We start from the raw sequence: 23523 nt of genomic DNA on the forward strand, positions 1-23523 counted from the left end.
CTTGCGGTCGGGGATGGTGCTGGCATCACCCTAGTGGCGGACGCGGCGGGGCTCCGGCGGGAGGGGGATACTCCGTGGTCGCGTCAGCCGGCGAGGAGGTCGAGCAACTCCTGATACCGCGCCGCGGTCTGCTGAACGATGACGTCGGGGAGGGCCGGGGGCTGTCCCTGCTTGTCCCAGTTCTCGGCAAGCCAGTTGCGCACGATCTGCTTGTCGAAGCTGGCCATGCGCTCGCCGGGGGTCGTGCCGTTCTGCCAGGTCGCCGCATCCCAATACCGACTCGAGTCGCTCGTGAGCACCTCGTCGGCGATCGTCAGGACGCCCTCGGCATCGATCCCGAACTCGAACTTGGTATCGGCGAGGATCACGCCCTTCTGCTCGGCCTGGCGCGCCGCCCGCTCGTAGATTTCGAGCGATAGGTCACGGAGCTGCTCCGCGCGCTCGGGCCCGACGAGCTCGACCGTCTGCGCGAAGGTGATGTTCTCGTCGTGCGCGCCGAGCGGTGCCTTGTAGGCCGGGGTGAAGATCGGAGCCGGAAGACGGTCGCCGTTCGAGAGTCCGCCGGGAAGGGCGATGCCGCACACCGTGCCGAGTTCGGTGTACTCCGCCCACCCCGATCCGGTGAGGTAGCCGCGCACGACGCACTCGATGGGGAGCATGTCGAGGGAGCGCACGACCATCGCGCGGTCGGCGACGTGCGCCGGGATGAGCGAGACGGGGTCACCGTCGTCACCGAGGACGTGGTCGGCTGCCAGGTGATTCGGGATGCTGCGTCCGCCGTCCGCGCCGGCGAGCTGGTCGAACCACCACAGGCTGAGCGCGGTCAGGAGTGTGCCCTTGCCGGGAATCCCCGGGTCGAGCACGTGATCGAACGCGCTGACGCGGTCGCTGGCGACCACGAGCATGCGCCCCGCCGCCTCCGGGTGGAGCGGCTCGTACAGGTCACGCACCTTGCCCGAATAGACATGGCGCCAGCCGTCGAGCTGCAGGGGAGCGTCGGCATCCGTCATTCGGCCATTATCGCGGATGCCGGCGCCGGGTCACTCCTCGACGGCTGCGGCGGCGAGGTCGCGGAACAGCTCCGCGTGGACGCGGTTCCACCGCTCGGAAATCGCATCAGGCCATGACGAGAACTTCGCGATGACGACATCACGACTCGGGTCGATCCACTGCGGAACGCCGCCGCGATGTGGCGTGTGACCGCAGAATCGGTGATCGACCGCGGATGCGGCGACCCGTTGCGTCGCGCCGATCAGCGCTCGTCGGCGGCAGCTGCCGCGGCGATATCGGTGCGGTGCTGGCCGCCTTCGAGCCCGATCCGTCGCAGGGCATCGTACGCGCGGTTCCGGGCTTCGCCGATCGAGTCGCCGACCCCGACGACGCTGAGCACGCGGCCGCCGGTCGCGGCCAGACCATCGGCGGTCGCCGCGGTCGCCGCGTGGGCGATGTGCACACCGTCGACGGCTTCGGCATCGTCCAGTCCGCTGAGAGGGCGCCCCGTGATGGGCGATTGGGGGTAACCCTCACTCGCGAGGACCACCGTGACCGCCGCATCATCGGCGAAGGTCGGGCGAGCGAGGTCTTCGAGGTTGCCGGAGGCCGCAGCGAGCAGCAACGTCGACAGCGGGTCGGTCAGGCGCGGCAGCACGACCTGGGTCTCGGGGTCCCCGAAGCGGGCGTTGAACTCGATGACCTTCACGCCCGTCTCTGTGAGGATGAGTCCGGCGTAGAGCAGGCCGATGAACGGGGTTCCCTCGGCATCCAGTTGACGGATGACCGGCTCGGCCACCTCGCGCGTCACGAGGTCGACGAATTCCTCCTCGCTGCCGAAGCGGTCAGCGAGCCACGGAAGCGGCGAGTAAGCGCCCATGCCGCCGGTGTTGGGGCCGGCGTCGCCGTCGGCGAGGCGCTTGAAGTCCTGCGCGGGACTCAGCGGAGCAACGTGGTCGCCGTCACTCAAGAAGAACAGCGATACCTCGGGCCCCTCGAGGAATTCCTCGATGAGCACAGGTCCACTGGGCAGGTAGGTCTCGGCATGGGCGAGCGCGGCGGCGCGGTCAGAGGTGACGATCACGCCCTTGCCCGCGGCCAGACCGTCGGCCTTCACGACGTGCGGTGCGCCGAACGCATCCAGCGCGGCCTCGACCTCCGCAAGGGTGCGCGCGCGGGTCGCGCCGCCGGTCGGGACGCCTGCGGCATCCATCACCCGCTTCGCGAAGCCCTTCGAGCCCTCCAGCTGCGCCGCCGCACGTCCCGGACCGAACACCGGTATGCCGCGTTCGCGCAGCGCGTCGGCCACTCCCGCGACGAGGGGCGCCTCGGGGCCGATCACCACGAGGTCGATGGACTGCTCGTTGGCGTACGAAGCCACCGCGGCGGGGTCGTTCGCGTCGAGCGTCGCGATGACCGCATCTGCGGCGATCCCGCCGTTGCCGGGGGCGACGAAGATCTCGTGCTCCGTCGGTTCCGCTCGAAGGGCGAGGACGATGGCGTGTTCACGGGCACCCGAACCGAGGACGAGGATTCTCACCCGCCCAGCCTACCGAGCGCGTTCGAGCGATGAGGGCGGCGTAACGTAGCTGTGTGCCACGCCGCATCACGACCGACGCGGGCCGCGCCGCGCTCGCCGCCGTGCGTTCCGCCGACGCGCCGGCGCGCAACGACCTGGCGACGTCCGTGCGGTACCTCCTGCAACTGCTGGCAGAGAGGGCGCCCGGTCACAGCGTGGAGGTGCGCGTCCCTCCGTTCGGCGCGGTGCAGGTCGTCGAGGGCCCGCGTCACACCCGCGGCACCCCGCCGAACGTCATCGAGACCGACCCCCAGACCTGGATCGCCCTCGCGCTGGGCGAACGGTCTTGGGCGGATGCCGCAGCCTCCGGTCGCATCAGTGCCTCGGGGACCCGCGCCGATATCTCGGACCTGCTGCCCCTCAGGCCGTAGGTCACGGCCCTGGGTGCCCTGGCCCACCCCGTCCCCAGCCACGCCCGACCCGTCCCTTCACGGGCACAACTGCGGGCCGGTGCGGCGACACGCCGGTGTGGAGGTCTCCCGCCCGGCGTGTCGCCCCGGCGCCCCGCGGTTGTGCACGGGGCGCTGGTTGTGCACGCCCGCGGTTGTACACACGACGGCGACCGGATGCCGCGGCATCCGGTCGCATAAGTGCCTCGCGCACCCGGGCCGACATCCCGGACCTGCGGCACCTCGGGTCATGGGTCATGGGTCGTGGCCACGGGTTTCATCGGCCTCCGCCGGGCACAACTGCGGGCCGGCGCTGCGATCCCCGTTGCACAACTGCGGACCGCTGCCGCGGCGCGCCGGTGTGGAGGGTCTCGCGCCCGGCGTGTCGCCCCGGCGCCCCGCGGTTGTGCATGGCACGGCGACGCGGATGCCGCGGCATCCGCCCACCTCAGGACCCCGAAGGTCGTCGTGCAGTGACGACGGGCACCCCGGTGACCGGGTGGGGAAAGACGTCGACGGGCTGGTCGTAGACGTCCTCGATCCGGCGGGCGGTCAGCACGTCGGCCGGGTGGCCGGTGGCGACGGTCCGACCGTCCGCGAGGAGGGTCACGCGGTCGGCGGTCGACAAGGCCGCGTTGAGGTCGTGGAGGACGACGGCGACCGCGGCCCCGTCGGCTGCCCGCCGACGCGCGATCGCGAGGACCTCCTCCTGATGGCGCAGGTCCAACGCGGCCGTGGGCTCGTCGAGCAGCAGGATGTCGGTGCTCTGGGCGAGGACGCGCGCGAGGGCGACCCGGGCGCGCTCACCCCCCGACAGCGACGGCAGCGTCCGATGCGCGAGATGTGCGACGTCGGTGTCGGTGAGCGCACGGCGCACGATCTCGTCGTCGTCCGCCGCGTGTTCGGTGCGCACCCAGGGCGCCCTCCCCATCTCGACCACTTGGGTGACGGTGAAGGGGAAGCTCACGGCGTTCTGCTGGAGGAGGACGGCGCGTACCCGGGCGAGATCGCGCGCGCGGCGGTCGCCCAGCGGCGCCTCGTCGAGGTCGACGTCGCCCTCGGTCGGGCGGATGTCTCCGGCGAGCACGCCGAAGAGCGTCGACTTGCCTGCGCCGTTCGGTCCCACCAACGCATGCACCTCCCCGCCGTGAAGGCTCACCGTTGCGTTCGTGAGAATCGGATGCCGCGCGCCTTCCGGCACGACGGTGATGCCCCTCGCTTCGAGTCGAACGCTCATCCCCAACCTCCCGCGCGCCGGCGCGTCCGAACGAGCAGCCACAGGAAGAACGGTCCGCCCACCAGCGCGGTCAGCATCCCGATCGGAAGGTCCGCCAGAGGCACGGCTGCGCGCGCGACGAGGTCGGCGACGGCGATGAGGAGCGACCCGCCGAGCGCTGACGCCACCATCAGCGGAAGGTGCGCCGGCCCGATCGCCATGCGCATGAGGTGCGGCACGACGAGCCCGACGAAGCCGATGATGCCCGCGAAGGCAACGGCCGCGCACACCAACAAGGCGACCGTGACGATGACGACGATGCGCAGCGCCTCGACCCGCACACCGAGGTGGCGGGCGGTGCGCTCGCCGAGCGCGAAGAGATCGAGCCGACGTGAGACGAGGACGGCGATGGCGATACCGACGACGACGAGCGGCACGACGAGCACGATGTTCTGCCAGAGCGCTCCGTTGAGGCTGCCCAGTTGCCAGAACACGATCTGTTCGCGTGTCGCCGTCGTGCCGGCGAAGGTGAGGAAGGCGAGCCCCGCCCCGGCGATGGCGTTGATTGCAATGCCCGTGAGCAAGAGCGTGACGACCTCGGTGCGGCCCCCGGAACGGCTGATCACGTAGACCGAGAACACCGCAACCAGTCCTCCCGCGAAGGCGAGGATGGGTGTTGTCCAGACACCGAAGACCGTGAGTGCGAAGGTCAATGACGCCGCAGCTCCCAGTGCAGCGCCGGAGGAGACGCCGACGACGGCCGCGTCGGCCAGCGGATTGCCGAAGATCGCCTGCATCAGGACACCTGAGACGGCCAGCGCGGCGCCGACGAGCAGACCGAGGACGATACGGGGGAGCCGCACGTTGAGGAGGACACCGTAGGCGGTCTCATCGTTCGGCGCCCAGGCGGTGGGCATTCCGATCGCGTCGAGCAACACGCCGATCACCGCGCTCGGCGCCAGCGGGTACTGGCCCGACCCGAGCGAGGCGATGACGGTGATCACGAGCGCTGCGGTGAGGGATGCCAGGACGACGACGAACCGCGTGGTCCGGTGCCGTCGGGGGGTGGGGACGACGACTTCGCTCGTCACGGCGCGGGGCTCGCAGCGGGCGAGTCACCGTCGGCCGGTGGGTCAGCCGGAGCGGGCGAATCGGCCGGGGCGTAAACGGCCCGTGCCAGGGCGTGGATGATCTCGGCAGAGCGTGGGCCGAAGCTCAGGATCTGGCTGTCGGCCATGTCGACGACGCGACGGTTCTCGCCCGCGGGTGTCTGCGCGATCGCCGGGATCGTCGCGATGAGTCCGTCGACACCGCCGACGGAGGCGAGTCCGTCGGTCATCATCACGAGAACGTCCGGCTGAGCGGCGATGAGCGCTTCGGCAGTGAGCGGCTTCATGCCGACCCAGCCGATCTCTTCGGCCACGTCGACACCGCCCACGGCATCGATCAGCGAGTCCGCGCCGGAGTCTTCGCCGAACAGGTAGTAGACGTTCGCGCTGCCGCGGACATAGAGGAACAGCATCCGAGGACGATCCGTCGCATCCACGGGAATGGCCGCCTCGATGTCCTCGAGCGCTGCGGTCAGTTCGGCCGCCTGGCGGGAGACGAGCGCGGCGCCGCGTGAGGGGACACCGAGCGCCCTCGCAATTTCGGTGACTAGATCGTCGGCGGTGTCGAGGCGCCGCTCAGACGAGACGACGACCACCGCGATGCCGGCATCGCGCAACTGCTGGCGCACTTCTTTGGGGCCGATCGTCGTGTCGGTGAGCACGATGTCGGGAGCGAGGCCGAGGATCGCTTCGGCATTGAGCGTGTGACCGCTGGCCGTGACCACCGGCAGGTCTTCGGTGCCGGTGAAGTCCGTCGAGGAGTCCCGTCCGACGACGCGGTCGCCGAGGCCGAGGGCGAAGACGGTCGCGGCGATCGTGCCGGAAATGTCGATGGGAAGGATGCGGTCGACCGCGCTGATCTCGACGCTCCGTCCCTCCGCGTCGGTGACGTCGACGGGGAGATCGGGATCGGTGTCGTCGTCGACCGGGCTGATCGCGGACGAGGAAAGACAGGCGGTGGATGGGCCCTCGACCGCACGGGGGTCCGGGGCAAGGTCGAGTTCGACGAGTGCGCTCGTCGCCGCCGGGCAGGCGGGGTCGTCGCGCTGGGCGTCAGGTGCGTCCGCGGGCGCGCACGCCGTGAGCGTCAGGGCGAGGATCGCGAGAGTTGCGATGCGAGCGGAGAGTCGCATTAGGTTAGCCTTACCTCTAGCTTGACGATCGACCGCGGGGTGTCGTACGGTCAGAGCGAGCTTAGGTTAGGCAAACCTCATTGGCCAATCTCGACCTGACGCTCGTCCACCCGATCGCATCGATGCACCGGCTTGGCGTGTGCGCGCCACGTCGGGTCCCGGAGAACCGTGAACATCCAGCCCACAGCAGCTTCGACGCCCGCGCACCCGCGCATCACCGCGGTCGTCGCGTCACTCCTGACCTTCTTCCTCGTCCTCGCGGGCGCGTTCGTCGCGCCGCCGGCGACCGCAGTCGAAGGGTCTTCGGTCACGGGAACGGTCACGTCGGCGACCACCGATGGGCTCACCGTTCAGGTGTCGGCGACGGGATTGGGCGAGGCTTCGTCGGCATATGCCGCTCTCATCGCGCAGGGCGCGGAAGCGAACGTCAGCGGGGGCGGCGGATACGCCGCGTTCGCCATGCCGTTCCCCGCGATCAGTGACGGGGCGGCGTCGTTCACGCTCACCGCACCGGCGGCCTCGTTGGATCGCGCAACGGTCTACGAGGTGATCATCTGGCAACAGCACTCGAACCCCGATGCGACGACGATTTACGGTCGCGGGGTCGTCGCGGTCTCGGGAGACCAATGGGATGCCGTCTTCCCGCCCGCACCGGATCCCACCTCCACGACGACGACGGTGACGGTCGATCCCGCCGCCGGAAGCGTTGCGGGGGAGATTTTCACCCTTGGCGCGACCGTCGAGCCGGCCGCATCGGGAACCGTCGAATACTTCGTCGACGGGGCATCCGTGGGCAGCGCCGTGGTCGGGGAGACCGTCACCACCAGCGTCGCCGCCGCGTCGACCGTTTCGGTCACCGCATCGTTCACGCCGACCGACGCCGCAGCGTTCGCCGCGTCGACGTCCGCAGCGCTCGCGTACACGATCACCGCGCCGGCCGAGCCGGAAGAACCGACCGAGCCGGTCGCGGAGTTGGTGGTGTCGGTGTCGGGTGTGAGTGCTGAGGGTGGGGTGTCGCTTGAGGTCGAGGGTTCGGGTCTGGGGGATGTCTCGGGTGCGTATGCGGCGTTGATCGAGAAGGGTTCGGAGTCTTCTGTCGGTATGGGCGGGGGGTATGCGGCGTTCGCGATGCCGTTCCCGGTGATCGTGGATGGGGAGACGAGTTTCTCCTTGACGGCGGCGCCGGAGGATCTGGATCGGTCGAAGACGTATGAGGTGATCGTGTGGAAGCAGCACAGCAACCCGGATGCGTCGACGATGTATGCGCGGGCGGATGCCCCGATCACCGCCGACGACTGGAACACCGTCTTCCCCGCTCCTGTCTTCGAGCCGGCCGTGGAGGTCTTCCGCGAAGACGGAGTGACTCCGGTTTCGGGAGGCGTCACCGTCGGTGAGACGCTGGTCGTGAGCGGTACGGGATTCGACCCGGCGGCGAACGTCGGCGGTCGAGGGGCGCCGATTCCCGCAACGCTGCCGCAGGGCACGTACGTGGTGTTCGGCCACTTCGCCGAGACGTGGCAGCCCTCGCAGGGCGCCGCCTCGTCGGCGCGCCAGGTGGGCTCGCAGATGTGGGCGCTCGCCGAGGGGGTCTTGGAACAGGTTCCCGATCGGTACCAGGGCGCGATCCGTGGCCAGTGGGCCCCGTTGTCGGAGGACGGATCGTTCTCGACGACGTTGACGGTGACCGAGACGTCGACACTGGTCGACGATGGAAGCTACGGCGTGTTCACCTACGGCGCCAGCGGCGTGTCCAACGCCGACCAGGAAGTCGCTGTTCGCCTGGCCATCACCCCCGAGCCGGAGTTGGTGGTGTCGGTGTCGGGTGTGAGTGCTGAGGGTGGGGTGTCGCTTGAGGTCGAGGGTTCGGGTCTGGGGGATGTCTCGGGTGCGTATGCGGCGTTGATCGAGAAGGGTTCGGAGTCTTCTGTCGGTATGGGCGGGGGGTATGCGGCGTTCGCGATGCCGTTCCCGGTGATCGTGGGTGGGGAGACGAGTTTCTCCTTGACGGCGGCGCCGGAGGATCTGGATCGGTCGAAGACGTATGAGGTGATCGTGTGGAAGCAGCACAGCAACCCGGATGCGTCGACGATGTATGCGCGGGCGGATGCCCCGATCACCGCCGACGACTGGAACACCGTCTTCCCCGTCGACCCGGTTGATCCGACCGACCCGACTGACCCGACCGACCCCGAGGAGCCCGCGACGCCTCCGGCTGCTGCCAGCGGCTCGATGCGCTGGGCCATCTCGTCGAGCTTCTCGAACTACGTCACGGGCGGTATCGCCAAGGGGAGCATCGCGGTGTCGGGAGGTGCGACGCGGTCGAACGGGGTCTTCCAGTTCGGTCAGGCTGTCGGGTCGACCTTCGACGCACAGCGGGGGACGGGCTCGGTGACCTACCGGGGTGCGGTGAGGTTCTCCGGTCACGGCGGCATCCTCGATGTCTCGGTCGCCAACCCCGAGATCCGGGCGACCTCGCCGTCGTCGGCGGCGCTGTACGTGACCAGTGGAGGCGCGCGGGTCCACTTCGCGACGCTGGATCTGGGCGCCGCGGCACGGACGACGAACGGCGGCGCGGTTACGTTCACGGCTGCACCGGCGACGCTCACCTCGGCGGGACGCAGCCAGGTGTTCCAGGGGTACGGTACGTCACTCGACCCGGTGACCTTCACGGTCGGCTCGGCCGGGTTCGCCCCTTCGGGATCGACGGGCACGGTCGCGCAGGCGGCCGCGACACCCGCGGCCCCGGCGACGACGCTGCCCGACACGCCCCCGGCGACGACGGGGATCGATCTCGACTCCGACACCCGCGAGGCTCTGGAAGAGGGACGTCGCGTCACGGTCTCGGCATCCGGATTCGAAGCGAACGAAGAGGGCGTCCTGGTCGTCGTCTACTCGACCCCTGTCGTGCTCGACGAGGTCACCGCCGACGCCTCCGGTGTCGCGACGTGGACGGGATCGTTGCCGGCATCGCTTGCGGACGGCGAGCACACGCTCACCTTCCAGGGGTCGGTCGACCGCGGCGTGCGGTTCACCCTCGCCAGGCAGGCAACGATCGGGTCGTGTGTGGTCGAGGACGCGAGCCTGAACTGGGGGTTCAAGGAGTCGTTCCGCACCTACATCGAGGGCATCGCCGCCGGTGGCTGGGAACTGACGGAGGTCGTGTACGAGTACCCCGACTTCGTCTGGACCGGCGGCCGGGGCAACATCGACCCCGAGACGCAGACGGGGCTCGTCGCCTACGGCGGCACCGTGCGGTTCACGGGTCACTCCGGAGCGCTGGACACCACGTTCTCGGACGCACGGATCGAGCTCGACGGTGACACCGGATACGTGGTGTTCGACATCGTCGGAGAGACGCAGGGCGGCGACAGCGTCGACCAGGACGACGTGCGCTTCGCGGAGTTCGCCGTTCCGGATCTCGAGCTCGTCGACGGGAACCTCGTCCTCGACGCGTTGCCGACGACGCTGACGGATGCCGGTGCCGCCGCCTTCGGAACCTACGCACCCGGCGAAGCACTCGACCCAGTTTCGGCGGTCGTGCCGGTCGAGGCGGACTGCGGCGTCACGGCCCCGGTGGTCGAGGAGGAGCCGGTGGCTCAGCCGGAGGCGGCGGAGCCTGAGGCGACGGCGGCATCGGAGTCTTCTCCGGTGTGGCCGTGGGCGGTCGGTGGAATCGCCCTCGTGCTCGTGGTGGCGGCGGCGACCTGGATCGTCATCGCCCGCCGCCGCAGCGCGCACGGACCCGACGGGGTCTGACGTATCCGCCCGCAGTGTGCACAACTGCGGGCCGGTACGGCGACGCGCCGGTGGGAGTCACCCCTCCCCGGCGCGTCGCCCCGGCGCCCCGCGGTCGTGCACGGGGCGCTGGGTGAGCCCGCCCGTGGTCGTACACACGACGGCGAGCGGATGCCGCGGCATCCGGTCGTCTCCGTGCCTCGGCAACGGCGGCCCGGCACCCCGTGCCCGCCCGGACGCGCAGAGTGGGACAATGGTCGACATGGCCGACCAGGGGCAGCAGCCCGAACCCGCACCGCGTACGAGTGACCGCATCGAGGTCGTTCGGATGCGGCGGGCACCGAAGTTCTCGGTGTTTCTCGTCGTCGGCGCCGGGGTCGGCATCCTCGCCGCGTTGATCCTCACGTTCGCCTTCCAGGGCACCGCCGGCGAGAGCCCCAACACAGGACTGGTCTACTCGCCCCTGCAGGTCTTCGGCTTCCTCGCCCTCATCTGCATCGCGGTCGGTCTCGCCCTCGGCGGCACCATCGCCGTCGTGCTCGACCGGCGGTCATCCCGGCGGGCGCACGATGTCACGGTCGACCACGAGACCGTCCACACCGACGACTGAACACTCCCCCGATGAAAGGACAGTCATGACCATCGCGCTCTCGGAGAAGTCCAGCGGCAACGTCCTCGGATTCGTCGTCACCGGCGACATCACCAAAGAGGACTACGAGGTCCTCACCCCGGCCGTCGAGAAGGCGGTCGAAGAGCACGGCAGGGTTCGGCTCATGCTCGACCTGACCGGATTCCGCTGGGAGCGAGTGAGCGCGTGGGGAGCTGATCTGCACTTCGGGCACACCCTCCACTCCAAGATCGACAAGCTCGCGATCGTCGGAGACAAGAAGTGGGAAGAGTGGCTCGCGCACCTCAGCACCCCGTTCTACGCGAAGGAAGCCTCGTTCTTCCACGCCGAAGGTGACGCGTTCGCCTGGCTTGCCTCCTGACGGGGCCACTCGCGCCGCGCTGGCCGAGTCGGCGGCGCTCACGCCAGGTCGGCCGTGAGGGTGAGGCTCCAGCAAGGTCGGAGTCGATCACGCCCGGTCGGCCGTGTGGGTGACGCGCGAGTGAGGCCGGAGTCGATCACGCCAGGTCGGCGATGATCGGGTGGATCGCGGCGTCGAATGCCGCGATGTCTCCCCTCAGCCCGTCGGTCACGGCGATCGTGAGGTCACCGATCCACCACACGCCCCGCTGGGCGAGCGGCAGGATCTGAACGTTCAACTCGAACGAGTGCGCCCGGCGGCCCACCGTGCGTTCATGCTCGGCGATCGCGCTCGCGTACGCGCGATAGGCGCTGCCGCCGGCGGCCGTTGCGTCGCGGCGATACCGCTCGTGCGCCGCCTCCGCGAATGCCGAGGCCTGCTCGCCGAACGGGAGGGCCGCCGCCCGTAGCTCGTCGAACCCTTCGATGGGAAGCGCCAGGTGGGTGCCGAAACCGTCGACGAGATCGAGCGGTACAGGTGACGGATGCGCCTGCGGCTCGACCGTCATCTCCCAATGGGAAAGCCACTGCCGCTCAAGGGCGTTCTGCGTCCCCTCGGTGCGTTGGGCGGTCACTGCGGGCACGCCCCGCAGCGACGGAAGCTCGTTCGGTCCGCGGATGCCGAGCACCTGTCTCAGGTAGAGCGCGAGAAGAACAGACTGACCCGCGTCTTCGCGGATCAGCCATTCGGGTGCCCCTCCTGCGGCCATGCCGTCATTGTAGGACCGCTCCCGCGCCGCCTCGAGAGTGCGCGGCGGCATCGAGTGCCGTCCGCCGCCGGTAGGCTGGTCGACGTGGTCACCCCCTCCACCAATCCATACGCCGCAGCCGGGGTCGATACCGTTGCCGGCGATCTCGCTGTCGAACTCATGAAGTCGGCCGTGCGGCGTACGCACGGCCCCGAAGTGCTCGGCGGTTTCGGCGGGTTCGCGGGCCTGTTCGACGCCGGTGCGCTGCGTGAGTACACCCGACCGCTCCTGGCGACGAGCACCGACGGTGTCGGGACGAAGGTCGCCATCGCGCAGGCGATCGACAAGCACGACACCATCGGGCTGGACCTGGTCGGCATGGTGGTCGACGACATCGTCGTGGTCGGCGCGAAGCCGCTGTTCATGACCGACTACATCGCCTGCGGCAAGGTCGTTCCCGAGCGCATCGCCGACGTCGTCCGCGGCATCGCGGCGGGATGTGCCGAGACGGGCACGGCGCTCGTCGGCGGCGAAACCGCCGAGCATCCGGGACTGTTGGGACCGAACGACTACGACGTGGCCGGTGCGGCGACGGGTGTGGTCGAAGCGGATGCCGTGCTCGGTGCCGATCGCGTGCGCGACGGCGACGTCGTGCTCGCGCTCGCCTCGAGCGGGTTGCACTCGAACGGCTACTCGCTCGTGCGTCATATCGTCGCCGGAGCGGGTCTGCAGTACGGTGACGTCGCCGCCGACCTCGGTACCCGGGGCACCACATGGGGAGAAGCGCTTCTCGAGCCGACACGCCTGTACACGACGCCGCTCCTGCGCCTCGCCGCCGAGATGTCGGGGCACGTCCACGCACTCAGTCACGTCACGGGGGGTGGGATCGCGGCGAACCTCGCGCGCGTGCTTCCTGCGGACGCGTGGGTGGATGTCGATCGTTCGACGTGGATGCCCCCGCCTGTCTTCCAGGTGCTTGCCGATCTGGGCGGTCTCGAGCTGACCGCCACCGAGGGCACCTGGAACCTCGGCGTGGGATTCGTCGCCGTCGTCGATGCCGACCACGCGGAGTCCGCGGCATCCGCGCTCATTCGCGACGGGATCGACACGTGGCCGGTGGGTGTCGTCCGCACCGCAGGTCGCCCAGACGGCGACTTCGAACAGGGGGCGAAGGGTGTCGACGGCGGCGCCGTCCGCCTCGTCGGAACCTTCAACGCGGGAGCCCGTTAACACCCATGTGCGGAATCGTCGGGATGATGGGCCGCGGGCCCGTCAACCAGGAGATCTACGATGCTCTCCTATTGCTTCAGCATCGCGGTCAGGATTCGACCGGTATCGCCACCGCCGAGCCGAGCGGTGTCTTCCACGTGCACAAGGAGCGCGGTCAGGTGCGCGAGGCGTTCCGCACACGCGACATGCGGGCGCTGCTCGGCAACCTCGGGCTCGGGCACGTGCGCTACGCGACCAAGGGCGCCGCGTCGAACGAAGAAGAGGCTCAGCCGTTCTACGTCAACGCGCCGTACGGCATCGTGCTGGTGCACAACGGCAATCTCACCAACACGCGTGAACTGACGACAGAGCTGTTCCACAAGGACCGGCGCCACCTCAACACGACGAGCGACACCGAACTGCTCGTCAACGTGCTCGCCAATGAACTGCAGTCGTCGATCTCGGGTGTCGAGCTCGAGCCGGCCGAGATCTTCGACGCGGTGGCACGCGTCCACGAGCGCGTCGAGGGGTCGTACGCGGCGATCGCGCTCATCGCGGGGTATGGGCTGCTCGCGTTCCGCGACCCGTTCGGCATCCGTCCGCTCATCCTCGGCACGCGTCCGGCAGAGGATGGCTCGTACGAGTGGATCGTGACCAGCGAATCCCTTGTGCTCGAGAACGGCGGGTTCGAGATCGTGCGCGATCTGCTGCCCGGTGAAGCCGTCTTCGTCGACCTCGACGGAAAGCTCCATACCCGCCAGTGCGCGCCCGACCCGCGGCTCGTGCCCTGCTCGTTCGAGTACGTGTACCTTGCACGACCCGACTCGGTGATGAACGGCATCTCGGTCTATGAGGCGCGGCTGCGCATGGGCGAGCGACTGGCCGACACGATCGCCAAGTACACACCGTCGGGTGCGATCGACGTCGTCATGCCGATTCCCGATTCGTCCCGACCCGCAGCGATGCAGGTCGCCCGCAAGCTCGGGATCGAGTATCGCGAGGGCTTCTACAAGAACCGCTACGTCGGACGGACGTTCATCATGCCGGGGCAAGCGGTGCGCAAGAAGAGCGTGCGGCAGAAGCTCAATGCGATGTCGAGCGAGTTCAAGGGCAAGAACGTCTTGCTCATCGACGACTCGATCGTGCGGGGGACGACGTCGAAGGAGATCATCCAGATGGCGCGGGATGCCGGGGCCACCTCGGTGACGTTCGCGTCGGCTGCGCCTCCGGTGCGCTACCCGCACGTGTACGGCATCAACATGCCCTCGCGTCATGAGCTCGTAGCGCACGGGCGCACGATTCCCGAGATCGCCGAGGAGCTCGGTGCGGACTACATGGTCTACCAAGAGGTCGAGGACCTCAAGGCGGCGATCCTGGAGGGCTCGGATCTCGACGACCTCGACATGAGCTGCTTCGACGGGCGCTACATCACCGGCACCGTATCGGAGGAATATCTCGCGTGGGTCGAAGGGTCCCAGGAGAGCTGACGCCGTCGTTCGGGCCCTAAGCTTGATCGGTGAGTACCACCCCGCGGTCCCGTTCGTTGTGGCGCGGGCGTATCGTCGCACTGATCGGCGTCTTCGTCGTCGCGTTCTCGTTGCGCAGCGCGGTCGCATCGCTGTCGCCCGTGCTCGGCGCGATCGGCGAGGACTTCAGCGTGGCCCCGGCGATCGTGGGGCTGATCGGCACCGCCCCGCCGGTGTGCTTCGCCGTCTTCGGCATCGTCACGCCGCTGATGGAGCGCAAGCTCGGTCTGGAACGCCTCGCGATGATCGCGATGATCGCCGCGACGCTCGGGTTGACCGCCCGGGCGTTCTCGGTCGACGCCGTGACCCTGTTGCTGTCCACGACGCTGATTTTCGCCGCCGTCGGCGTCGGGAACATCCTGCTCCCGCCGATCGTCAAGAAGTACTTTCCCGACCGCATCGGGCTCATGACGAGCCTGTACTCGACGATGCTGGCGATCTCGACTCTCATACCGCCGCTGATCGCCGTACCCCTCGCGGAAGACACCTCGTGGCGTCTGTCCGTCGGCGTGTGGGCGGTGTTCGCGGCGGTCGCGATGATCCCGTGGCTCGTCCTGTGGATGCGCAGCCGCACCGCGCCGGTCGAGGAGATCGAGACCGCGAACCCTCGAGTCTTCGGGCGTCTCTGGCGGTTGCCGCTCGCCTGGGCTCTCGTGGTCGCCTTCGCCGTCTCGGGCACCATCGCGTACTCGTCGTTCGCTTGGCTTCCGCAGATCCTCACCGATGTGGCAGGCGTCAGCGCGGCGACCGCGGGCGTGTTGCTGTCGCTCTTCGCAGGGATGGGGCTTCCCGCATCCCTTCTCGTGCCGCTTCTGGTCGTCCGCGCCAACGCGACGCGTGCGCTCTTCGCCGTCGCGGTGGTCGCGGGCCTGGCCGGAGTCGCCGGGCTACTCGTCGCGCCGACCGCCGCTCCCGCGCTCTGGGTCGCCCTCCTCGGAATCGCGCCGCTGCTGTTCCCCCTGACGCTCGTACTGCTGGGTCTGCGCACCCGCACGCACCAGGGGTCGGTGGCCCTCAGCGGATTCGTTCAGAGCATCGGGTACGCGATCGTCGCGGTGTTCCCGTTCGGCATCGGCCTCATCCACGACGCGACCGCGCAGTGGACGGTGCCCCTCCTCGTGCTCGGGGCGGTCATCGCCGCCGCGATCCCGGCGGCGTTCGTCGCTGCGCGACCGCACACCATCGAGGACGAGTGGGAGCGCCGCCACGGCGCATGGTGACTCGCGTTACGCCGGCACCCGCGCGTTCTCGAGTACATCGATGAACGCCTTCATCCACGTGCCGTTGTCGGGCCAGGCGCGCGCGGTGACGAGGTTGCCGTCGACGACGCCACCGCCGTCCTCGAAGACGCCGCCCACGGTGGTCACGTCGACCGCCAGTGCGGGGTAGGCCGAGGATGTGCGCCCGTTGAGCACTCCGGATGCGGCGAGGAGCAGCGGCCCGTGGCAGGTTGCCGCGACAGGCGCGCCCCGCTCCATGAACGCCTGCACGATGCGCTGCGCGTCGGCGTCATTGCGGATGTATTCGGGTGCGCGCCCGCCGGGTACGACGATTGCAACGTAGTCGGTGGGGTCCACGTCGGCGAAGGCGATGTCGGCATCCCAGCAGTGGCCGGGTTTCTCGGTGTACGTGTCGAATCCATCGACGAAGTCGTGCACGACGAACTGGAGCTTCTTCTTCGACGGTGCTCCGATGTGTACCTCGTATCCGGCCTCCTGCAGACGGTGATACGGATAGAACACTTCGAGTGTCTCCGCCGCGTCGCCGGTGAGGATGAGGATCTTGTCGGCCATGGAAGGCTCCTTTCGTGACTCCGATGTCGGATGCGACAAGCATCGGATGTCACGCGCCTCTGGCCGAAGGACGATTCTCATCAGGCGCGAATCCGCCGTCGAATCGCTTGCGGACCGGTGCCGAGAGCGGATGCCGCGGCCTACACTGACGCCATGACCTTGTCCCGCGACGCGGCGGGCATCCGCTCGGCCGACCGCACGTTGCAGATCCTCGACGCCGTCGGGGCCTCGCCCGATGGGCTGACGGCGGCCGAGCTCGCGGAGCGCGTGGAACTCTCGCAGGCCACGGTGTACCGACTGCTGGCGACGCTGCAGGCACACGACTACCTGGTGCGGTCCGCGGGCGCGCGCTACATCCTCGGCCGCGCGGTCGACGATCTCGGTCGCGCGGTGCGGGCCCAGCTCATCGCCACCCCCGCAGTGCGCGACATCCTCGCCCGCATGCGCGATGCCGCGCGCGCGCCGGCATACCTAACGGTGTTCCGTGGCGACGACATCGCCGTCGCTCACGTCGCCGACTCGTCGGCACATCCTCGTATCGGGCAGCTTCATGTCGGATTCGCCGAGGCAGCACATGTGACGGCGTTCGGCAAGATCATGCTCGCCGAGAAGGACGACGCCGAACTGCGTCGCTATCTGGATCGGCACGGCGCGCCGGTGATCACGGGACACTCGGTGACCAGCGAGCAGCGGCTGCGCGACCAGCTCGATGAGGTGCGCGCTATGCAGGTCGCGGTCGAGGTCGACGAGTACATGCCGAAACTCGCATGTATCGCCGCGCCGGTGCGCTCACGCACGGGCCGTACCGTCGGTGCGGTATCGGTGTCGACGGGCTCCGACGACTTCGCGTCACGCGCGCACGAACTCGAACGGGTCGTCCGACGCGGAGCATGGCACGTCGCCAGCAACCTCCATGCGTAGCCGCTAAAGGTCGAGGTGGAACTCCTCGATGAGATGGTCGACGACCGCGCGCATCTGTTGGTCGCGGTCGAGCCCGGCCTCCCGCGCAGCGGCGGCCGCGGCACGCTGGCGGGTCGCGGACGTGCCTTCGGTCGCGATCTCGCGCACACGCTGCACCTCGTCGAGGCACTCCAGGGCGACGGCATCCTCTTCGACCAGGCGAACGAGCTCATCGGCGAGCCGGGGGAAGTCCACGATCTCACCCAGCCCGAAATCGATGAGCCCCTCGTCGACGCCGTAGCGCTGGGCGCGCCAGCGATTCTCACCGATCAGGAATCGCCCGTAGCTGCGCCACCGCTGATTGCGGGTACGCAGCCCCCACAGCATTCGCAGGAGCGATTGATTGAGCGCCGCGAGGGTGAGGGCGTCCTCGAGTCGCGGCGAGACGTCCATGATCCGCGTCTCGAGCGTGGGGTACTGGTGTGAGGGGCGGATGTCCCACCAGATCTTGGAGGTGTCTTCGATGAGCTCGAGGTCGGTGATGACGCCGACGGTGCGCTGGTACTCCGCCCAGCTGGCGAAGTCGGGCGGCAGCCCGGTGCGGGGCAGATTGTCGAAGACCGAGATGCGATACGAGTGCAAGCCGGTGTCTTCGCCCTGCCAGAACGGCGACGACGACGACAGCGCGAGCAGATGCGGCAAGAAGTACGACATCTGCCGCATGAGGTCGATCCGAAGGGCATCATCCTCGATGCCGACGTGAACGTGGCACCCGCAGATCAGGAGCCGGCGGGCGACACCGCCCAGGTCGCGATTGAGCGCGTGGTAGCGATCCTTGTCGGTGTGGGATTGATGCTTCCAGTCGGCCAGCGGATGGCACGACACCGCGATCGGCGCCAATCCGTGGCGGGCGGCATGCCGGGAGATCGTGCTGCGGAGATGCCGCAGTTCATCGCGGGCTTCACCGATGTTCGCGCAGATCTTGGTGCCGATCTCGACCTGGCACTGCAGAAACTCCGGACTCACCTGCTCGGAGAGATCGCTGCGGCACGCGTCGATGAAGCCTTCGGGTGCCTCTGCGAGCGCGCGCGAGTCCACGTCGACGAGGAGATACTCCTCCTCGATCCCTAGCGAAAACGCGGGCCTGTCCACGGCCCCATCAAAGACCTGATGACTCACGTGGCGCAAGCATCGACGAGAATCGCGTGAGCTCGCTCGCGGGAGCGGATGCGAAGTGGCGAGGCGGCCAGCTCTATGCCCGCTCTAGCTCATCCTCGTCTTCGTCGGCATACTCGTCGGCCCACTTGTCGACGTATGCGTCGTCGTCGGACTGGTGTCCGAGCTCGCGCTCCAATGCGGAGACGTTCAGGCTCGGGCTGTACGACTTCAGCTCACGGGCGATCTTTGTGTGCTTCGCCTTCTGACGGCCACGCCCCATATGCGAGACCCCCTCATTTCTGAGTGGCGGGCCGAATCTTGGACCCGCAACAACGGCATCCGGCAACAGCCGGGAAGAGTAGGATTCAGAATAACATGCACGGCTCACGCCCCGGCGGCGATGGGCACCCGAACGGCAACGCGAGGAGACGTTTCAGCATGGCCGAAGTGGCCCCCGACCTCACCGACGACGAGCGCGAAGCGGCCCGCGGTGCCGTGATCGCAGGCATCGTTCCCGACCAGTCACCGCGTGTCTTGAAAGAGGCAGCGCGCTATGCCCGACTCCTGGGCGCCCCGCTCGCGGTCGTGCACGTCGACGTGACCCGGTTCGTCACCTATGAGGATCCCGACGGCTACGTGCATTCGGCGCCGATCGACATCGACGTGTCGGCCGGCGACAGCGCGCTCGTGAGCGTACGAAAAGCCGCCGAAGACATCCTCGGCGCGACCGACCTCACGTGGAGTGTCCATCAGCTCGTCGGCGATCCCGCCCTGGCGATGAAGCATCTCGCCGACAAGATCGACGCGCGTCTGCTCGTCGTCGGAACGCGCAAGCACGGAATCGGCGAATCGATCCGCGAGTTCTTCACCGGCTCGGTCGCGGCCCGATTGGCGCACCGTCAACACCGACCGTTGTTGGTCGTGCCCCTGGGCGAGCCTGTGCCCGACGACGAGGAGATCTGGCCCGCCTGAGCGACGCCCGATCTCCTCGAATCAGCGACCGCGGAGGGCGCGGGCGAGGTCGCTGCTCACCTGGTCGACGGCGCGTTCCAGCTCGTCGACGACGTCGGCGAAGAGGTCGCCACCTCGCGCGACGTGCGTGCGCAGCTCGGTGCGGACGTTCGCGCGGAAGCGATTGATGAGGGCATCGGCCCGGTGGAGCTGCTCGCGGCTGCGGGCGCGGATGTCGTCGGACTCCGTCGGTCGTGCCGACGCGCCCGCCTGTTCGTCGCGGCTGGCGGCGGCGAGGTCGGCGCGCAGGCTGCGCATCGCCTCCTTGACACTGCCGCGCACTTCATCCGCGATCAGGCGCACGCTGTCGGCGAGCCCCGCCTCGATCCCTTCGAGGTCCCCTCGGCGCGTAGCGACCTCCGCGCGGCCCGCCGCAGTGATCTCGTAGACGCTCTTGCGGCCGTCGACCGTCTTGGTCACGAGACCTTCTTCTTCGAGCTTCGCCAAGCGCGGGTACACCGTCCCGGCGCTCGGCGTATAGGTGCCGCCGGTGCGGTCGGACAACGCCTGGATGATGTCGTAGCCATGCCGCGGGCCCTCGTCGAGCAGGTTCAGCAGATACAGGCGCAGGTCGCCATGCGAGAAGACGGGACTCATCACCACTCCTCCTCGTCGGCACCCGCGGCATCCGCGGTCACATCCGAAGCGCCGTCCTCGCGCCGGAGCACGGTGACATCGCCTGAGACGGTGTGCGCGCGCACATCGACGAACCTCCCGCTGAGTTCACCGGCGGCGCCGGAGTAGTTGGTCGTCGGGCCGGCGCTCAGTCCGGAGCGCACGACGCCGTCGACGAGCACTCGCCCACTCGCGCTGCGGACGACGTAGTTCGCGGGGAGTCCGTGATCGAGGCGGATCGTCGCCTCGCCTGACACCGAGTTGATTCCGATCGTCTCGATCGCTCCGCGGGCGTCGATGAGGGTCGCGCCGGCGACGGTGTCGATCGTCGCCTTGCGGACGGCTCCGGTCACGGCGACGTCGCCTGAGACGCTGTTGGCGTTGAAGGTTCCCTCGAGCTCGCGGACCTGAACGTCGCCCGAGACGGCGTTGACGGTCAGGTCTCCGGTGAGGCCGTCGACGATGATGTCGCCCGACACGGTGTTGAGGCTCACGGCTTCACGCAGTCCGGCGATCAATGCGCTCGCCGAGACGACGCCGAGCGTCAGCGCGACCGAGCGGGGGACCGCGACGCTGATCTCAGCCTTGGGGCCGCCGTCGCCGAAGTTGCGGAAGACCTCGAGGAAGTTGTCCCATCGCAGCTGCGGATGGTCGATCTCGACGGCGGTGTCGGTGATCTCGATGCGCAGGTCCTTGACGGTGACGCCGTGCACTTCGATGCGTGCGTCGGGTTCGTCGTGTGCGACGACGTCGATCTGACCGCCGACGAGGCCCACCTTCAGGGCGGTGATGGACTCGATGTCGATGACCCGCGTTTGGCCGGGGTGGACGATCCACTTCTCCGAACTCATGCTGTCCTCCTTGTGACAATCGCGATATATCGCGTGAACACGGTAACACGATATATCGCGAATCGCGACAGATTCGTGCGCAAAGGTTGACCTTGACGCGACGTCAACCTTTAGCGTTGTCGTCGAACGGAAGGAGGGATCATGAACGACACCGAATGGTCGATCCAACAACTGGCGAAGATCGCCGGCACGACCAGCCGCACACTCCGCCACTACGACGAGATCGGTCTGCTGCCACCGTCGCGGATCGCGCACAACGGCTACCGCCACTACGACGACACGGCGCTCGTGCGCCTGCAGCGGATCCTCCTGCTGCGGCAGTTGGGACTCGGTCTGCCTCAGATCGCCGACATACTCGCGCGGCAGAAGGGCGAGATCGACGCGCTCGAGAGCCACCTCGCGTGGCTTCAGCAGGAAAAGGACCGACTCGATCGTCAGATCGCTTCGGTCCGGTCAACCATCACGGCAAGGAAAGAAGGTGAACGACTGATGGCAGAGAACGTGTTCGACGGATTCGACCACACTCAGTACAAGGAAGAGGTGCAGACCCGGTGGGGGGCCGACGCCTACCGCAAGAGTGACGAGTGGTGGCGCGCCCTCGACGCAGACGATAAGTCGGGCTTCGCGGAGCGAACGGCTGCGCTGTCGCGCGATTGGACGGATGCCGCAGGCAGCGGCATCGGTGCCGAAAGCCCGCAGGCGCAAGAGCTGGCGCGACGGCACGTCGACTGGTTGTGCTCGGTACCCGGCACGCCGGCGGCCGACGCGGACGGCGACCTCGCCGGCTACGTCTTGGGTCTCGGCGACATGTATGTCGCCGACCCGCGATTCGCCGCGAACTACGGCGGCGTCGAGGGTGCAGAGTTCGTGCGCGACGCGCTGCGCGCGTACGTCGCACGCCTCTGACACGCGCGAGAGCGGATGCCCGGCCTGAGCCGCGGCATCCGCTCTCGGTGTGTCTTCTGGCGGTCAGCCTCGACGGCTGCCGCTGATCACCCGGAAGAGCAGCGCGATAAGGGCGATCACTCCGACGATCAGCGCAACCCACAGCAGCCAGCTCAGGGCTTCGCCCAAGCCGCCGACGATGGCAAGCACGATCGCGACGACGATGATGACGATGAGCGCGATGTTCACAGAACTCCTCCTTCGTGGTCACCGGCGCGAGGTCCTCGCACCGGCGTGCCTCCGAGGCACAGACCCACAGTCGCACCCACGTGGTCGCGCGAACAGGGCTTGCGTGGCGAGCCCTGCCAGTGCTAGGACGCCTGTGTCAAGCCCTCGATACATGCGGGCGAAGAGTCCTACCGTCGCATCCGAGGAGGACCCATGCCGAAGAAGCGAGCATCGAACAGCCTGAAAGACCCCGACCTCTACGAAGAGTTGCGTGACGACGGCGCTTCGAAAGAGAAGGCCGCGCGCATCTCCAACGCGATCGCCGATCGCGGAGCGTCGGAGGTCGGTCGAAAGGGAGGAGAATCGCCGGCGTACGAAGATTGGACGGTCGACGATCTCAAGAGCCGGGCCAAAGAGCTCGGTCTTCGCGGGTACTCGGACAAGCGCAAAGCCGAGTTGATCTCGTTGCTGCGCGAACACTGACGCCGACGTGGCCCTCTCCGTCCGCCGTGTCCACCCCGACGAAACCCCGGGCTACCGGCGCGTGCGCGCGGGGCGGGGCTTCCGTTACGAGACCGACACCGGGCACAGCGTCTCGGACGAAGAACGTGCGCGTATCGCCGCGTTGGTGATTCCACCCGCGTGGCGGGACGTGTGGATCTGCGCGGATGCGGCGGGACACGTTCAAGCCCTCGGAACGGATGCGGCGGGCCGCAGACAGTACCTCTACCATCCCGGCTGGCGAGCACGTCGCGACCGCGGCAAGTTCACCCGGGCGTTGGAGCTTGCAGCGACCCTGCCGCATGCGCGACGACGGGTGACGATCACCTTGCGCGAGTGCGGGGATGAGCGAAGCCACGTGCTCGCCGCGGCCTTCCGGCTTCTGGACACGGGAGCACCCCGCATCGGATCCGCGCGCTATCTCGAACGCCACGGGTCGAGGGGTCTCACGACACTCCAGCGACGGCATGCGACGATCGCGGGGACCGTCGTCACGCTGTCGTTCACCGGCAAGGCCCGCAAACGAGCGCTGATCGAAATCGACGACGAGGATCTCGCGGCCGCTGTGAGAAACCTCATCGACGGGCGCGCGACGGGCACCCTTCTCGCCTATCGCGACGGGCGCCGACGTGTGCCGTTGACCCCGCGCGATGTCAACGACCATGTGCGCGAGTTGACGGCGGGCATGTACACCGCGAAGGACTTCCGTACCCTCCACGGCACCATCGTCGCCGCCACCACCCTCGCGCAGCTCGGTCCGGTGTCGTCGAAGAAAGACCGTCGCGACGCCGAACGTTTCGCGGTTCGGGCGACCGCCACCGCGCTCGGGAACACCGAGGCCGTGGCCCGGTCGAGCTACATCGACCCTCGCGTGTTCTCGCGATACCGCCGCGGCGATGTCATGGACCTCTCGCGCGCGCCCGAGTCCGCGGTGCGCGCGCTTCTCACCGGCCGGGAGCGATGACACCCGGCCGGATCC

Annotated in this window: 24 protein-coding genes; 12 read left to right on the forward strand and 12 right to left on the reverse strand. The window is 68.5% G+C overall.

The genetic code is table 11. The features are described 5' to 3' along the window. Positions 1–83: 83 nt before the first annotated feature. Together ACFQZV_RS03140 and purD are read right to left on the reverse strand one after the other, a co-directional pair. Complete coding sequence (locus ACFQZV_RS03140; protein WP_378752624.1) at positions 84–1010, reverse strand: phosphoribosylaminoimidazolesuccinocarboxamide synthase; 927 nt, start codon at positions 1008–1010, stop codon at positions 84–86. Between the two features lie 242 nt (positions 1011–1252). Then, a complete protein-coding gene (purD, locus tag ACFQZV_RS03145; protein ID WP_378752626.1) occupies positions 1253–2530 on the reverse strand; it encodes a phosphoribosylamine--glycine ligase in 1278 nt (425 codons plus the stop codon). Between the two features lie 53 nt (positions 2531–2583). Here purD and ACFQZV_RS03150 point away from each other — a divergent pair, with 53 nt between their 5' ends. After that, positions 2584–2940 (forward strand): sterol carrier family protein, encoded by a 357-nt coding sequence (locus ACFQZV_RS03150; protein WP_378752628.1) that lies wholly within the window; start codon positions 2584–2586, stop codon positions 2938–2940. 466 nt (positions 2941–3406) lie between these two features. Here ACFQZV_RS03150 and ACFQZV_RS03155 read toward each other — a convergent pair whose 3' ends face one another. The 3 genes from ACFQZV_RS03155 to ACFQZV_RS03165 are packed head-to-tail and all read right to left on the reverse strand — an operon-like array spanning position 3407 to position 6416. Then, entirely contained in the window at positions 3407–4195 is a 789-nt protein-coding gene (locus tag ACFQZV_RS03155; protein WP_378752630.1) for a heme ABC transporter ATP-binding protein, read from the reverse strand. After that, the gene (locus ACFQZV_RS03160; protein ID WP_378752632.1) at positions 4192–5265 is read right to left on the reverse strand and encodes a FecCD family ABC transporter permease; all 1074 of its coding nucleotides are present in this window, start codon (positions 5263–5265) and stop codon (positions 4192–4194) included. The genes ACFQZV_RS03155 and ACFQZV_RS03160 overlap by 4 nt, the downstream gene beginning before the upstream one ends. Beyond that, positions 5262–6416, reverse strand: coding sequence for a heme/hemin ABC transporter substrate-binding protein (locus ACFQZV_RS03165; RefSeq protein WP_378752634.1), 1155 nt, complete (start codon positions 6414–6416; stop codon positions 5262–5264). Before ACFQZV_RS03165 ends, ACFQZV_RS03160 begins: the two co-directional genes overlap by 4 nt. Before the next feature lie 168 nt (positions 6417–6584). Here ACFQZV_RS03165 and ACFQZV_RS03170 point away from each other — a divergent pair, with 168 nt between their 5' ends. The 3 genes from ACFQZV_RS03170 to ACFQZV_RS03180 all read left to right on the forward strand — a co-directional run bounded on the left by ACFQZV_RS03170 (position 6585) and on the right by ACFQZV_RS03180 (position 11140). Further along, entirely contained in the window at positions 6585–10172 is a 3588-nt protein-coding gene (locus tag ACFQZV_RS03170) for an HtaA domain-containing protein (RefSeq protein ID WP_378752636.1), read from the forward strand. Between the two features lie 241 nt (positions 10173–10413). Then, a complete protein-coding gene (locus ACFQZV_RS03175; RefSeq protein WP_378754004.1) occupies positions 10414–10761 on the forward strand; it encodes a potassium transporter Trk in 348 nt (115 codons plus the stop codon). A 25-nt stretch (positions 10762–10786) separates the two neighbouring features. After that, positions 10787–11140: a SpoIIAA family protein gene (locus tag ACFQZV_RS03180; RefSeq protein WP_378754006.1), complete on the forward strand. Its 354-nt coding sequence runs from the start codon at positions 10787–10789 to the stop codon at positions 11138–11140. 136 nt (positions 11141–11276) lie between these two features. On the opposite strand, the gene ACFQZV_RS03185 is transcribed toward ACFQZV_RS03180, so the two are convergent. Further along, entirely contained in the window at positions 11277–11888 is a 612-nt protein-coding gene (locus tag ACFQZV_RS03185) for a zinc-binding alcohol dehydrogenase (RefSeq protein ID WP_378754008.1), read from the reverse strand. Positions 11889–11963: 75 nt separating this feature from the next. On the opposite strand from ACFQZV_RS03185, the gene purM reads away from it, so the two are divergent. From purM to ACFQZV_RS03200, 3 genes are read left to right on the forward strand one after another with little or no spacing between them, the layout of a single operon-like run. Continuing rightward, the gene (gene purM / locus ACFQZV_RS03190; RefSeq protein WP_378754038.1) at positions 11964–13097 is read left to right on the forward strand and encodes a phosphoribosylformylglycinamidine cyclo-ligase; all 1134 of its coding nucleotides are present in this window, start codon (positions 11964–11966) and stop codon (positions 13095–13097) included. 5 nt (positions 13098–13102) lie between these two features. Next, on the forward strand, positions 13103–14563 hold the full coding sequence (gene purF / locus ACFQZV_RS03195) for an amidophosphoribosyltransferase (RefSeq protein ID WP_378754010.1): 1461 nt from the start codon (positions 13103–13105) through the stop codon (positions 14561–14563). 29 nt (positions 14564–14592) lie between these two features. Further along, positions 14593–15822: an MFS transporter gene (locus ACFQZV_RS03200; protein ID WP_378754012.1), complete on the forward strand. Its 1230-nt coding sequence runs from the start codon at positions 14593–14595 to the stop codon at positions 15820–15822. A gap of 6 nt (positions 15823–15828) precedes the next feature. Here ACFQZV_RS03200 and ACFQZV_RS03205 read toward each other — a convergent pair whose 3' ends face one another. Beyond that, entirely contained in the window at positions 15829–16395 is a 567-nt protein-coding gene (locus ACFQZV_RS03205; protein WP_378754014.1) for a DJ-1/PfpI family protein, read from the reverse strand. A 153-nt stretch (positions 16396–16548) separates the two neighbouring features. Here ACFQZV_RS03205 and ACFQZV_RS03210 point away from each other — a divergent pair, with 153 nt between their 5' ends. Beyond that, positions 16549–17316 (forward strand): IclR family transcriptional regulator, encoded by a 768-nt coding sequence (locus ACFQZV_RS03210; RefSeq protein ID WP_378754016.1) that lies wholly within the window; start codon positions 16549–16551, stop codon positions 17314–17316. 3 nt (positions 17317–17319) lie between these two features. Here ACFQZV_RS03210 and ACFQZV_RS03215 read toward each other — a convergent pair whose 3' ends face one another. Together ACFQZV_RS03215 and ACFQZV_RS03220 are read right to left on the reverse strand one after the other, a co-directional pair. Then, a complete protein-coding gene (locus ACFQZV_RS03215) occupies positions 17320–18447 on the reverse strand; it encodes a carboxylate-amine ligase (protein ID WP_378754018.1) in 1128 nt (375 codons plus the stop codon). 100 nt (positions 18448–18547) lie between these two features. Further along, on the reverse strand, positions 18548–18733 hold the full coding sequence (locus ACFQZV_RS03220; protein WP_378754020.1) for a DUF3073 domain-containing protein: 186 nt from the start codon (positions 18731–18733) through the stop codon (positions 18548–18550). A 158-nt stretch (positions 18734–18891) separates the two neighbouring features. Here ACFQZV_RS03220 and ACFQZV_RS03225 point away from each other — a divergent pair, with 158 nt between their 5' ends. Beyond that, positions 18892–19425 carry a universal stress protein gene (locus ACFQZV_RS03225; RefSeq protein ID WP_378754022.1) on the forward strand — a complete coding sequence of 178 codons (534 nt, stop codon included), beginning with the start codon at positions 18892–18894 and terminating at the stop codon, positions 19423–19425. 21 nt (positions 19426–19446) lie between these two features. On the opposite strand, the gene ACFQZV_RS03230 is transcribed toward ACFQZV_RS03225, so the two are convergent. Next, positions 19447–20061: a PadR family transcriptional regulator gene (locus ACFQZV_RS03230; RefSeq protein ID WP_378754024.1), complete on the reverse strand. Its 615-nt coding sequence runs from the start codon at positions 20059–20061 to the stop codon at positions 19447–19449. Further along, positions 20061–20930 (reverse strand): DUF4097 family beta strand repeat-containing protein, encoded by an 870-nt coding sequence (locus ACFQZV_RS03235; protein WP_378754026.1) that lies wholly within the window; start codon positions 20928–20930, stop codon positions 20061–20063. The genes ACFQZV_RS03230 and ACFQZV_RS03235 overlap by 1 nt, the downstream gene beginning before the upstream one ends. A 141-nt stretch (positions 20931–21071) precedes the next feature. Here ACFQZV_RS03235 and ACFQZV_RS03240 point away from each other — a divergent pair, with 141 nt between their 5' ends. Then, on the forward strand, positions 21072–21836 hold the full coding sequence (locus ACFQZV_RS03240; protein WP_378754028.1) for a MerR family transcriptional regulator: 765 nt from the start codon (positions 21072–21074) through the stop codon (positions 21834–21836). A gap of 63 nt (positions 21837–21899) precedes the next feature. On the opposite strand, the gene ACFQZV_RS03245 is transcribed toward ACFQZV_RS03240, so the two are convergent. Beyond that, the gene (locus ACFQZV_RS03245; RefSeq protein WP_378754030.1) at positions 21900–22064 is read right to left on the reverse strand and encodes a hypothetical protein; all 165 of its coding nucleotides are present in this window, start codon (positions 22062–22064) and stop codon (positions 21900–21902) included. A 192-nt stretch (positions 22065–22256) separates the two neighbouring features. Here ACFQZV_RS03245 and ACFQZV_RS03250 point away from each other — a divergent pair, with 192 nt between their 5' ends. Together ACFQZV_RS03250 and ACFQZV_RS03255 are read left to right on the forward strand one after the other, a co-directional pair. Beyond that, a complete protein-coding gene (locus ACFQZV_RS03250; protein ID WP_378754032.1) occupies positions 22257–22526 on the forward strand; it encodes a DUF7218 family protein in 270 nt (89 codons plus the stop codon). Between the two features lie 7 nt (positions 22527–22533). Continuing rightward, on the forward strand, positions 22534–23508 hold the full coding sequence (locus tag ACFQZV_RS03255) for a DNA topoisomerase IB (protein ID WP_378754034.1): 975 nt from the start codon (positions 22534–22536) through the stop codon (positions 23506–23508). The last annotated feature ends 15 nt before the right edge of the window (positions 23509–23523 follow it).

Source organism: Microbacterium koreense, from assembly GCF_042677105.1.
In the GTDB taxonomy this organism is placed as follows: domain Bacteria; phylum Actinomycetota; class Actinomycetes; order Actinomycetales; family Microbacteriaceae; genus Microbacterium; species Microbacterium koreense.

Bases quoted from the DNA above. Each gene is read 5' to 3' on its own strand.
- ACFQZV_RS03220 (WP_378754020.1), bottom strand. From the start codon at position 18,733: ATGGGGCGTGGCCGTCAGAAGGCGAAGCACACAAAGATCGCCCGTGAG.
- ACFQZV_RS03235 (WP_378754026.1), bottom strand. From the start codon at position 20,930: ATGAGTTCGGAGAAGTGGATCGTCCACCCCGGCCAAACGCGGGTCATC.
- ACFQZV_RS03165 (WP_378752634.1), bottom strand. From the start codon at position 6,416: ATGCGACTCTCCGCTCGCATCGCAACTCTCGCGATCCTCGCCCTGACG.
- ACFQZV_RS03180 (WP_378754006.1), top strand. From the start codon at position 10,787: ATGACCATCGCGCTCTCGGAGAAGTCCAGCGGCAACGTCCTCGGATTC.
- ACFQZV_RS03225 (WP_378754022.1), top strand. From the start codon at position 18,892: ATGGCCGAAGTGGCCCCCGACCTCACCGACGACGAGCGCGAAGCGGCC.
- ACFQZV_RS03210 (WP_378754016.1), top strand. From the start codon at position 16,549: ATGACCTTGTCCCGCGACGCGGCGGGCATCCGCTCGGCCGACCGCACG.
- ACFQZV_RS03185 (WP_378754008.1), bottom strand. From the start codon at position 11,888: ATGGCCGCAGGAGGGGCACCCGAATGGCTGATCCGCGAAGACGCGGGT.
- ACFQZV_RS03155 (WP_378752630.1), bottom strand. From the start codon at position 4,195: ATGAGCGTTCGACTCGAAGCGAGGGGCATCACCGTCGTGCCGGAAGGC.
- ACFQZV_RS03230 (WP_378754024.1), bottom strand. From the start codon at position 20,061: ATGAGTCCCGTCTTCTCGCATGGCGACCTGCGCCTGTATCTGCTGAAC.
- ACFQZV_RS03140 (WP_378752624.1), bottom strand. From the start codon at position 1,010: ATGACGGATGCCGACGCTCCCCTGCAGCTCGACGGCTGGCGCCATGTC.
- ACFQZV_RS03175 (WP_378754004.1), top strand. From the start codon at position 10,414: ATGGCCGACCAGGGGCAGCAGCCCGAACCCGCACCGCGTACGAGTGAC.
- ACFQZV_RS03250 (WP_378754032.1), top strand. From the start codon at position 22,257: ATGCCGAAGAAGCGAGCATCGAACAGCCTGAAAGACCCCGACCTCTAC.
- ACFQZV_RS03240 (WP_378754028.1), top strand. From the start codon at position 21,072: ATGAACGACACCGAATGGTCGATCCAACAACTGGCGAAGATCGCCGGC.
- purF (WP_378754010.1), top strand. From the start codon at position 13,103: ATGTGCGGAATCGTCGGGATGATGGGCCGCGGGCCCGTCAACCAGGAG.
- ACFQZV_RS03205 (WP_378754014.1), bottom strand. From the start codon at position 16,395: ATGGCCGACAAGATCCTCATCCTCACCGGCGACGCGGCGGAGACACTC.